The sequence below is a fragment of the Nocardiopsis ganjiahuensis DSM 45031 genome, from assembly GCF_000341085.1.
Lineage (GTDB): Bacteria > Actinomycetota > Actinomycetes > Streptosporangiales > Streptosporangiaceae > Nocardiopsis > Nocardiopsis ganjiahuensis.
The window spans coordinates 889,697-900,067 of sequence record NZ_ANBA01000009.1 but is presented as its reverse complement, the minus strand read 5'-3'; the positions used below and the strand labels follow the sequence as shown (position 1 = coordinate 900,067).

Genomic DNA, 10,371 nt, shown 5'->3' with positions numbered 1-10,371 from the left:
CCCCCTTCCCAGCCCCCGCCGCTCTGCGCGGGGCGGCCGCTGTTCCGCCGACACCGGCGGGTTGCCCAGCTCACGGGCGTCCTCGGCGTGCACCACCAGCAGGGCGTTCAGAGCGGCGATCTCGGCCATGGCCTTGCGCAGCTGAGCGTCGCCCAGCGCCGCCATGTCCGGTGCGCCCCCGTCCGAGAGCGACCCCTGGAAGGCCACCACCCCTCCGGCGTGCAGGTCGGCCAGGTCCAGGGGGCCCGTCCCCCGGGTCACCCCGCCGAGGAAGACCACGGGGACCGCGGTCCCCGCCGCCGCCCGCTGGTGGACCTGGAGGGAGTCGGCGCAGGTGATGGCGGGGCGCCCCGGGGCGGGGGAGGCCACCACACAGGTGACCCCGCCGCGCAGGGCGGCCTCGCCCACCAGCCGGTAGGACTCGGCCAGATCCTGCCCGGGCGCGTGCACACCGGTGCCCAGGTCGATCGCACCGGGCAGCAGGGCCGTGTCGCCGAGGTCGATCACCTCGCGCGCGGACACCTGGGCCGAGTAGGGCCGGATCGCCTCGATACGGCCGTCGCGAACCCCCACACTGGCGGGCCCGACCCCTTCGGGGACCACCGCCCGCATGGAACGGATGACACTGTCGAACTCGGGCATCGCCCTCCCCCTTCGTACGCTTCGTTGCGTTCGTGGTGCTGTGAGGCCGTGTCGGGGAACACGGTGACGAGGGGCGACGGGCACGAGGAGATGGTCCGTGGCCTCGCGTGGGGAGGTCGAGCGTATCGCGAAGGCCCCTTCGACAAAGGGGAAACGTGACTTCTGCCTCGCGGCTTTCCGGCCCCGCTCCGGCAGGGGACCGGCACAGGGGCGCGAAGAGGTCCGGCAGGGGGACGGGCGAGCGGGCCCAAGTCCGACACTGTGTAGTAAACGGACTAACCTTGGTCGAGGTGTTCCTCCGCGCACGGCCCCTGCCGGACTCCGACCCAGGCAGCAGCGAGGCGGCCGCGGCCAGGGCGCTGACCTGACAGCTGACCGATCTCGACGACGGAGTGGCGCGTGGCTCCTCCCGCACAACACGACACATCCCCCAAGGAACACCGGGGCCAGGAACAGGCCCCCGGCACCGCCAACGTGCCCCTCTACGCCCTGATCGCCGCACTCGTGTGCACGGTCGGTCTGGGCGCCACCCTCATCCTGGGCGGGTCGGTCTTCGCTCAGGTCATCCCCGGCCTGCCCGACGCCGGTGAGGCGGTCCGCTGGGGCATGCCCATCGCCAAGACGGTCATGGACGCCGCGGCGGTCCTGACCATCGGCCTCCTGCTCATGGCGGTCGTCCTGCTCGCCTCGCAGAAGGGACGGCTCTCCCCGCAGGCCACCGGCTACGTGCGCGGTGCGACCTGGAGCGCCCTGGCCTGGTCCCTCGCGGCCGTGGCCACCCTCTACTTCCAGGCTTCGGAGTTCCTCGCCAAGCCCATGGGCCAGGTGTCCGTCGACGAGGTCACCGCCTACGCGGGTTCGGTCTCCGCGGGTATCGGCCTGATGTTCGTCGTGCTCATCACGACCGGCATCGCGCTGTTCGGCCGTACCACCACCACCGCGACCGGCGGCCTCTGGCTGCTGATCGCCTCCTTCCTCGCGGTCACCCCGCCCGCGCTGACCGGCCACTCCGCGTCCTCGGGCGCCCACGAACTGGCCGTCACCGGGCTGGCCCTGCACCTGGTCTCCATCTGCGCGTGGGTGGGCGGCCTGACGGTGGTCACCTACCACGCCATGCGGCGCGACGCCCAGGAACCGGCCGTCGCCGCCCACCGCTTCAGCCGTCTGGCCCTGTGGGCCTACGTCGGTGTGGCGGTCAGCGGCGCCGCCAGCGCGCTGGCCCGCCTGTACTCGCTGGACGACCTGTTCGGCACCGAGTACGGCCTGATCATCGTCGTGAAGATCGGCCTCTTCGGGATCCTCGGCGTCCTCGGCTACGCCCACCGCACCCGCGTGCTGACCCGCGTCGACGCCGCGCCGGCGGGGAAGTTCGGCTACACCTTCCGCCGCCGGGGCTTCCTGAGGCTGGCCGGAGCCGAGGTCCTGATCATGGCCGCCGTCATCGGTGTCTCCGTGGGCCTGGGCCGCACCGCGCCGCCCCCGCCGCTGGAGAGCACCGTCGACCCGGCCGCCGCCATCCTGGGCTTCCCCATCCCGCCCGCGATGAGCCTGCAGAACCTTCTCACGCTGTGGCGCCCGGACCTGTTCTTCATCATGCTCGTCGTGGTCGCCGGATTCCTGTACCTGGGCGGCGTCCGGCGCCTGGTCCGCAGGGGCGACAAGTGGCCGGTCGGCCGCACCGCCGCCTTCGTCCTGGGCCTGCTGACCATCGTCGCGGTCCAGCTCAGCGGGTTCGCGACCTACGCGATGATCATGTTCTCCATGCACATGATCCAGCACATGGTGCTGGCCATGGTCACGCCGATCCTGCTGGTGCTGGGCGCCCCGGTCACCCTGGCCCTGCGCGCGCTCCGGCCCGTCGAGAAGCGCGGCGACCGGGGACCCCGGGAGTGGCTCAACGCGTTCCTCAACAGCCGGTTCTCGAAGCTCGTGACCCACCCCGCGGTGGCCGCGCCGGTCTTCGTGTTCAGCCCGTACGCGCTGTACTTCACGCCGCTGTTCCCCACGCTGATGAACGACCACCTCGGTCACCTGTTCATGGGCGTGCACTTCCTGCTCTCGGGCTTCCTGTTCTACTGGGTGATCGTCGGCATCGACCCCGCCCCGCGGAAGGTCCCCTTCCTGCTGCGCATCCTCCTGCTGCTGGTGGCGATGGGCTTCCACGCCTTCTTCGGCATCGCGATCATGGAGCAGGCCACGCCGATGGCCATGCAGTACTACGGCCAGTTCGAGATCCCGTGGATGGCCGACCAGGCCGCCGACCAGTACGCGGGCGGCGGCATCGCCTGGGCGCTGGGCGAGATCCCGACCGTCATGGTGATGCTGGCCCTGGTCGTGCAGTGGTCGCGTGACGACGAGCGCCAGGAGCGGCGCCGGGAGCGGCACAGCCGTCGCGGCGGCTCCGACGACGCCGACATGGACGACTACAACGCCTACCTGGCCGAGCTCGACCGCCGCTCGCGCGCGGCCGCCGGGGGCGGGGCCCCGGCGAAGCCCGCGGAGACGGAGAGCGGGCCGAAGCAGGACTGACCGGTCCCGAACGCGGAACGGGGGCGTGCCGACCGGGCACGTCCCCGTCGTCGTTCCCCCGAAGCCCACCCGGGGGCAGAAGCCGGTGGGCCCCCTGGACGGTTCGTCCGTCCCGGTGTTGGGTCGGGCCCATGAGGAACTTCCGCTTCGGTGTCAACATGCTCGCCTCCGACCTCGACCACTCCGACCACATCACCCTGGCCGAGAGCTGCCGGGATATCGAGGAGCAGGGCTACGACGTGCTCCTGGCCCCGGACCACCTCGGGTTCTGGGCGCCCTTCCCGGTTCTGGCCGCCGCTGCCGCGGCCACCACCCGGCTGCGCCTGGGCACCTACGTGCTCAACAACGAGTTCTGGAACCCCGCGCTGTTGGCCCGGGAGGTGGCCACGCTCGACCGGCTCTCCGGAGGACGGTTCGAGCTGGGGCTGGGCTCCGGGCACATGAAGTCGGAGTTCGAGGACGCGGGCCTGCCCTGGCGGCCGCACGCCGACCGCACCGGGAGCCTGGTCGCCACCCTGGACGAGCTCGACCGGCGTCTGGCCCCGGGCGGGCAGGAGCCCCAGCCGGTACAGCGCCCGCGTCCGCCGCTGCTCATCGGAGGGCACGGCCCCGCGACCCTCACCCTGGCGGCCCGGCGCGCGGACATCGTCGCCTTCAGCGGCATGACCCAGACCCGTGGGCGGAAGATGGGCGTCTTCACCGCGGCGGGGGCGGCCGAGACCCGACAGCGCGTGGACCTGGTGCGCGAGGTGGCGGGGGAACGGGCGGAGGAGATCGAGTCGAGCGTCCTCGTCCAGACGGTCGTCGTCACCGACGACGCGGAGAAGGCGGTCGCGGAGATCGTGGCGCGGGTCGGTGAGGAGCTGCTGCCGGAGGGGGAGTCCCTGCTGGACTGCCCCTACCTGCTGGTGGGCACGCCGCGGGAGATGGCGGACACGCTGCTGCGCAGGCGTGCGGAGTTCGGGTTCACGCATGTGGTGACGCACGGGCACTCCCGGGAGGCACTGGCTGAGGTCATCCCGCTGGTCCACGCGGCCGAGGCGGCCGCGGGGGCCGAAGGCTAGGGCCGGTGCCTGTCCGGTCTGCTGGAGCCCGTGCCTCCTGCCTGCTAGAGCTCGGGGGAGTTGGCGATGGCGGTGCGGGCGATCTCGACGGCGGTGTCGCAGGCGTCGTCGGCGCTGACCTGGACGGACAGCTCGTGTTCGTCGGAGGTGGCCACGCTGAGGTTGCACGAGTCCGGGAAGGCGGTGGTGACGCCGGGGTAGCCCTCGACGTCGGCGAACTCCTGCCCGCCCTCCCCGGCGAAGGCTGCGGAGACCACGGCGGCGACGGCGGTGGTGTCCTCGGCCCCGGTCTCGTCCAGGACCTCCACCCGCACGTCCACACTCGCGTCGACCCGGTCGGTGAAGAAGCAGTTGGAGTCGGACTGCGCGCTGCCGCTGCCGTCCTCGTGCAGGATGCCCAGCTCGACGGCGACGTCGTCGGTGATCAGGTCGCAGGGGTGCGCGGCGGTGGGTTCCAGCGGGGGGACCCCGAACTGGTCGATGGAGTCGCGCTCAGCCAGTTCGGTCTCGCCGCCGCAGGCGCCGACCAACACCGACACCGCCGCCACCGCAGCGGCGGCCCGTCCCCGTCCGCGCATCCGTCGCTCCGCCCGCCGAGTGCCGTCAGTGCCGGGGGTCCCCTGCCGCCGGGCGGGCGGGGATCCCCGGCACGAAGCTACAGAGCGTCCTCGCGCACACGGGACTTGTGGCCGGAAGCGGTCACGGGGATGACAGCGTTAATTTTCCTGTGGGGGATCAGACGATGAACGCCGTCACGCCCGTCACGAGCAGCCCCACACCCAGGCAGACCGCCAGTCCGCCGAGCAGCACCGAGGCCGACGGCCTGAGCTCGCTCAGCCCGGGGCGACCGCTCACCATGGCCTGACGGCGGGCCAGGGTCGGCAGCAGGGCGACGTTGACGGCGTACATCACCGCGGCCACGGCACTCGCGGTGACGAAGCCCACCCAGAACCCGCCGCCACCGGAGAGCACGTTCAGCGCGGACAGTGACGGCAGCACCACCAACAGCACCACCGAAGCGGCCCCGAAGACGGTGAGCAGCCGGGGCGAGGCCCCGCGCGAACTCCCGGAGACCACAAGGAGCAGACCGATCAGGGCCGCCACCATGATGGCGCCCCCGATTCCGAACACGGCGATGTTGACCAGCGAATTCACGCTGGTCATTGTCGCACCGCCGCGGCGGCTCCCCAACCCGGGGTGGACTTGGCGGAACCGGAGCCGGGCGCGGCGGGCCGGGTCAGCCGCGGTGCTCCACGCGGGAGCCGCCGGAGGACTTGACCACGCGCAGCTGGGTGGTCACGCGTTGGCGCAGGTCGGCGACGTGGCTGACCACTCCGACCGCGCGACCGCCGTCGCGGAGCCGGTCCAGCACGTCCAGGACCTCCTCCAGGGTGTCCTCGTCCAGGGTGCCGAACCCCTCGTCCACGAACAGCGTGTCGATCTCGGTGCCGCCCGCCTCGGCCGTGGCCACGTCGCCCAGACCGAGCGCCAGGGCCAGCGAACTGAAGAAGGTCTCGCCGCCGGACAGGGTCGCCGGGTCGCGCTCCACCCCGGTCCAGGCGTCCACCACGCGCATCCCCAGCCCGCCGGCGGAGCGGGCCCGGCCGTCCCCGGCAGCCTTGTCCACCGTGTAGCGCAGCTCGTACCGGCCGTCCGACATCGTCAGCAACCGGTGGTTGGCGGCCTCGACCACCTGTTCCAGCCGGGCCGCGAGCACGTAGGCGGACAACCGGACGCTGTCGGTGTTGTCCGGGGAGGTCCCGGCCGCCAGGGTGCTCAGTCCCTGGGCCACCGCGTAGCGGCGCAGGACCGGCTCCGAACCGGACAGCCGGTCGCCGAGCTCGGCGCGCAGGGCCGCCAGGCGCCGGGCACGGTCGGCGAGCATCCCCTGCCAGGCCACCGCCCGGTCCGCGGCCTCGGCCGCCGCTGAGGCCTCGGCCTCCAGCGCCGCCAGGTCCGGGGCGGCCGTGTGCTCCGCGGTGATCAGCTCGGGATCGGCCAGCCGGGACTCGACCGCAGCCCACTGGTCGTCGAACTCCCGGGCCCGGGACCGCAGGTCGTGGCGGCCGCGCTCGTCCAGGGCCGCCTCGAGCACCGCGGCCTCGTCCTCGAAGCGGGCCTCGGCCCGGTAGCGCTCGGCCTCGGCGGCGGCGGTGCGCAGCTCCTCGGCGGCACGGCCGCGCAGTTCGACGGCGTCCGCCGCTCCGCGCAGCAGGTCGGCCTCGCCGCGCAGCCGGGCGATCCGCTCGGCCAGCCCGGCGTCCTCGCCCCGGGCCCGGTCCAGCAGCACCGTCAGCCGCTGGTGCTCCTTGGCGCCCTCCTCACGGCGGGCGACCAGATCGCTCTCCTCCCGGACCAGCTCCCCCTCCTGCCGGCGGGCGCGCTCCAGGTCCGCGGTGGCCTGGGCCAGCTCCTCCTCCAGGCGGTGCACCTCGCGGGCGGCGGCCCCGGCCTCGGCCAGCTCCTGCTTGCGTGCCGCCACCTCCTCCGCCGCGACGGCGGGGGTGCGGCCCTCGGCGCGCTCGGCCGCGGCCGTGTGCCGTTCCCGGAGTGCCACCAGGGAGTTCTCCGCCTCGGTGCGCCGTGCGGCGGCGGTGTCCGCGGCGCTCTGGGCGGCGCGTTCCTCCTCGGCCGAGACCAGACCCTCCGCGCTGGGCTGTGCGGGGGAGGGGTGCTCGGTGGCACCGCACACGGCGCAGGGCGCGCCGTCGGCCAGGTCGGCGGCGAGCTCGGCCGCCATGTGCCTGATCCGCCGTTCCCGCAGTTCCTGCACCCGGTCCCGGGCGGCCTGGGCGGTGTCGACCGCGTGCCGACGCGTCTCTTCGGCCCGTTCCGCCTCGGCGCCGAGGCGCTGGTGCTCCTCGGCCGCGGCGCGCCGACGCTCGGCCAGCTCCAGGGCGGCCCTGGCGGGGTCGGTCAGCCCGGACTGCTCCTGGGCCCGGCGCAGCTCCTTGGCGACCGTCTCCACCCGGGAGGGCAGCGCGCTCACGCGTTCGCGGGCCCGGGCGGTCTCGGTGCGGACGGTGGCGATCCGCCGGTCCAGCCCGGCGAGTTCGCGGTGCAGGTTCCGGCGGCGCTCGGCGTCCCCGCGCAGCAGGTCCAGCCGGGCGAGTTCGTCGTTGCGGGAGCGCTCGGCCGAGCGCAGCGCCTCGGGTGCCTCGGGGGCGTCGGGGGAGCCGGAGCGGTCCAGGACGCCGGCGTCGATGTCGGGCAGCCCTCCGACCAGTGCCAACCGGTCGGTGACGGCCAGTTCGGCCTTGTCCAGTTCGGTGCGCCTGTGGTCGCGGGCGCGCAGGAACGGCAGCACCGAGTCCGCGCGCTCGGCGGCGGCCAGGCGGGTGTCGATCCCGTCCCGCCACCCGCGCCGCTCGGCCAGTTGGGCGCGGCGTTCGCGGGCCCCGGCCAGGCGGTCGCGCCGGGACAGCAGCTCACGCCCGGCCGCCAGGGCCTCGCGAGTGCGGTCCCGGGCCCCGGTGAAGCCCGCGGTGACCGCTTCGGCGTCACGCGCGGTGGCCGTCTGCACCGAGGCCAGCTCGGCGGCCCAGGCGGTGAGCTCCTCGGGGGTCTCCGGGGCGGTGGAGCGGCTGACCTCGGCGATGCGTCCGGAGACCGCGCGCACCTGCTCGTCGGCGGCGTTCACCTCGTACTTCAGCTTTTTGGCGTGCCCGCCGAACCACTCCTCCACGTCCCGGAACACCCGGGTGTTGAAGATGCGTTCCAAGGACTCGCGCCGGTCGTCGGACTTGGCCCGCAGGAACCGGGCGAAGTCCCCCTGGGGCAGCATGACGATCTGGCAGAACTGGGCGAGGGTGAGGCCAAGCACATCGTTGACGAACTGCCCGGCCTCGTCCGGGCGGGTGATGATCCCTTCCCACTTGCCGTTCAGCCAGTCGTAGACGTTCACCTTCTGGTTCTCGGTGACGGTGCCCTTCCCGCGCTTCTTGGGGCGCTCCCAGCGCGGGTTGCGCACGATCTTCACCCGGCGCCCCCGGACGGTGAACTCCAGGGTCACCTCCGGCCTGAGCTCGGGCGGGGCGTGGTCGCTCTTGGGCGAGCGGTCCTTGCTGCGGGCCCCGGGCACGTCGCCGTAGAGCGCGAAGCAGACGGCGTCCAGCACGGAGGTCTTGCCCGCGCCGGTGGGGCCGTGGATCAGGAACAGCCCGCCCTCGCCGAGCCGGTCGAAGTCGACCGTCTCGGTCCCGGCGAAGGGTCCGAAGGCGGTCATGGTGAGGGTGTGCAGCCGCATCAGCGTGTCCCTTCCTGGACGCGGACCTCTTCGACCGCGCGGTCCACGAGCTCGTGCTCCTCGGGGGTGGCGGCGGTGCCTCTGGCCCACTCCACGAAGCCGGCGACCACTTCGCGTTCGGGGCGTTCGGCGACCGCGACGGTGACCGGCCGCCGTTCCACGGCGCCGCCCTCGGGGGCGAACTCCAGCATCAGGGTGTGCGGGAAGCGCTCGCGGAGCCGGTCCATGGGCTGGGCCGGGCGACGAGGGTCGGTGAGGGTGACCTGGAGCCAGTGGCCGGTGTAGCGGGCCCACCGCTCTCCGGTGAGCAGGTCGTCGATGCGGCCCCGGATCCGGGCGAGCGGACGGGGCACGGGGGCGTCGGCGAACTCGGCCCCGGCGAACCCGTCGGCGTCCAGGTCCACCAGCCAGTAGCCCTTGCGGTGGTGCTCCTCGGAGAAGGAGTAGGCCAGCGGGCTGCCCGGGTAACGGACCGAGGGCGTGATGGTCTGGCGTCCGTGCAGGTGGCCCAGGGCCACGTAGTCGACGCCGTCGTAGACGGAGGCGGGCACGTGGGAGGCGCCGCCCACGGAGATGTCGCGTTCGCTGTCCGAGGGTTCGCCGCCGGTGACGAAGGCGTGGGAGAGCACCACCGAGCGCGTGCCCGGGCGCTGGGCGAGGTCGGCCCGGACCAGGTCCATGGCGTGTCCGACCGCCGCGGGGTGGCCGCGCTCGGGCAGCTCCCAGTGGTGGCGGGCGATCTCCGGTTCCAGGTAGGGGATGCCGTAGAAGGCCACCGGTCCGTGTTCGTCCTCGATGACCACGGGGGTGCCGATCCCGTCCAGGGAACTGCGCAGGTGCACCCCGGAGGCGTCGATCAGGTCCGTGGCGAAGGACATGCGGGCCATGGAGTCGTGGTTGCCGCTGATCAGCACCGCCCGGGCCCCGGTGGCCCGGATGCGGCCGAGCGCGCGGTCGAACAGCCGCACGGCGTCGACCGGCGGCAGGGCGCGGTCGTAGAGGTCACCGGCGACCACCACCACGTCGACGTGCTCGGTGTGGATGGTGTCGACGAGGTGGTCGAGGAACTCGGCCTGGGCCCCGATCAGGTTCTCCCGGTGGAAGGAGCGACCCAGGTGCCAGTCCGATGTGTGCAGCAGGCGCATGGAACTGGACATTACCCAAGATCGCCCTGTCCCCGCCGGGAGAACAGGTGTCCCTGTGGACAACCCGGGGCCGGGGCGGGAGGCCTCAGAGCCTGCGGGCCAGGGTCAGGCCGTCGCCGATCGGCAGCAGGACCTGCTCGACGCGGTCGTCGGCGACGAGCCGGTCGTTGAAGTCCCGGATGCCCTGGACGTGCGCGGAGGTCTGCTCGGGGTCGATCACCCGGCCGTGGGACAGGGTGTTGTCGGCCAGCAGCAGGCCGCCGGTGCGCGTCCTGGGCACCAGCTCCTCCCAGTAGCCGACGTAGCCCTCCTTGTCCGCGTCCAGGAACGCCAGGTCGAACTGCGGCTCCTCGGGAAGGGCGCGCAGCGACTCCAGGGCCGGACCGATCCGCAGCGTGATCTTGTCCGAGACCCCGGCCCGCTCCCAGTACCTGCGGGCCACCGAGGTCCACTCCTCGCTGATGTCCAGCGCCAGGAGCGTGCCGTCCTCGGGCAGGCCGCGGGCGAAGCAGATGGAGGAGTACCCGGTGAAGGTACCGATCTCCACGGCGTCGCGGGCCCCGGACAGCCGGGTGAGCAGGGTGGTGAACGCGCCCTGTTCCGGGCCGATCTGCATCCCCTGGAAATCGGGGAACAGCTCGGCGGTCTCCTCGGCCAGGTCGGCCAGGACCGGGTCGACCGGCTGGCTGTGGTCGACGATGTAGGCGTGCAGTTCCGGGCTGATGCTCTCTGAGGTTCGAGTCAC

Annotated in this window: 7 protein-coding genes and 1 pseudogene; 2 read left to right on the top strand and 6 right to left on the bottom strand. The window is 73.2% G+C overall.

The window, feature by feature from the left end:
- Positions 1 to 642, bottom strand: a pseudogene (locus D458_RS0115065) (amidohydrolase); the annotation flags it as partial.
- A gap of 399 nt (positions 643 to 1,041) precedes the next feature.
- On the opposite strand from D458_RS0115065, the gene D458_RS0115060 reads away from it, so the two are divergent.
- Both D458_RS0115060 and D458_RS0115055 read left to right on the top strand, forming a co-directional pair.
- Entirely contained in the window at positions 1,042 to 3,171 is a 2,130-nt protein-coding gene (locus tag D458_RS0115060) for a cytochrome c oxidase assembly protein (RefSeq protein ID WP_017587582.1), read from the top strand.
- A gap of 131 nt (positions 3,172 to 3,302) precedes the next feature.
- Complete coding sequence (locus tag D458_RS0115055) at positions 3,303 to 4,235, top strand: TIGR03621 family F420-dependent LLM class oxidoreductase (protein WP_017587581.1); 933 nt, start codon at positions 3,303 to 3,305, stop codon at positions 4,233 to 4,235.
- Positions 4,236 to 4,279: 44 nt separating this feature from the next.
- Here D458_RS0115055 and D458_RS0115050 read toward each other — a convergent pair whose 3' ends face one another.
- The 5 genes from D458_RS0115050 to D458_RS0115030 all read right to left on the bottom strand — a co-directional run bounded on the left by D458_RS0115050 (position 4,280) and on the right by D458_RS0115030 (position 10,371).
- Positions 4,280 to 4,813, bottom strand: coding sequence for a DUF3558 family protein (locus D458_RS0115050; protein ID WP_017587580.1), 534 nt, complete (start codon positions 4,811 to 4,813; stop codon positions 4,280 to 4,282).
- Positions 4,814 to 4,970: 157 nt separating this feature from the next.
- Entirely contained in the window at positions 4,971 to 5,399 is a 429-nt protein-coding gene (locus D458_RS0115045) for a hypothetical protein (RefSeq protein WP_017587579.1), read from the bottom strand.
- Positions 5,400 to 5,472: 73 nt separating this feature from the next.
- Positions 5,473 to 8,481: an AAA family ATPase gene (locus D458_RS0115040; protein ID WP_017587578.1), complete on the bottom strand. Its 3,009-nt coding sequence runs from the start codon at positions 8,479 to 8,481 to the stop codon at positions 5,473 to 5,475.
- Complete coding sequence (locus D458_RS0115035; RefSeq protein ID WP_017587577.1) at positions 8,481 to 9,638, bottom strand: exonuclease SbcCD subunit D; 1,158 nt, start codon at positions 9,636 to 9,638, stop codon at positions 8,481 to 8,483. Before D458_RS0115035 ends, D458_RS0115040 begins: the two co-directional genes overlap by 1 nt.
- A gap of 73 nt (positions 9,639 to 9,711) precedes the next feature.
- Complete coding sequence (locus D458_RS0115030; RefSeq protein WP_017587576.1) at positions 9,712 to 10,371, bottom strand: O-methyltransferase; 660 nt, start codon at positions 10,369 to 10,371, stop codon at positions 9,712 to 9,714.

What these genes read in the sequence shown, in the direction of transcription:
- D458_RS0115055 (WP_017587581.1), top strand. Translation starts at nt 3,303, where the DNA reads ATGAGGAACTTCCGCTTCGGTGTCAACATGCTCGCCTCCGACCTCGAC.
- D458_RS0115050 (WP_017587580.1), bottom strand. Translation starts at nt 4,813, where the DNA reads ATGCGCGGACGGGGACGGGCCGCCGCTGCGGTGGCGGCGGTGTCGGTG.
- D458_RS0115045 (WP_017587579.1), bottom strand. Translation starts at nt 5,399, where the DNA reads ATGACCAGCGTGAATTCGCTGGTCAACATCGCCGTGTTCGGAATCGGG.
- D458_RS0115040 (WP_017587578.1), bottom strand. Translation starts at nt 8,481, where the DNA reads ATGCGGCTGCACACCCTCACCATGACCGCCTTCGGACCCTTCGCCGGG.
- D458_RS0115035 (WP_017587577.1), bottom strand. Translation starts at nt 9,638, where the DNA reads ATGTCCAGTTCCATGCGCCTGCTGCACACATCGGACTGGCACCTGGGT.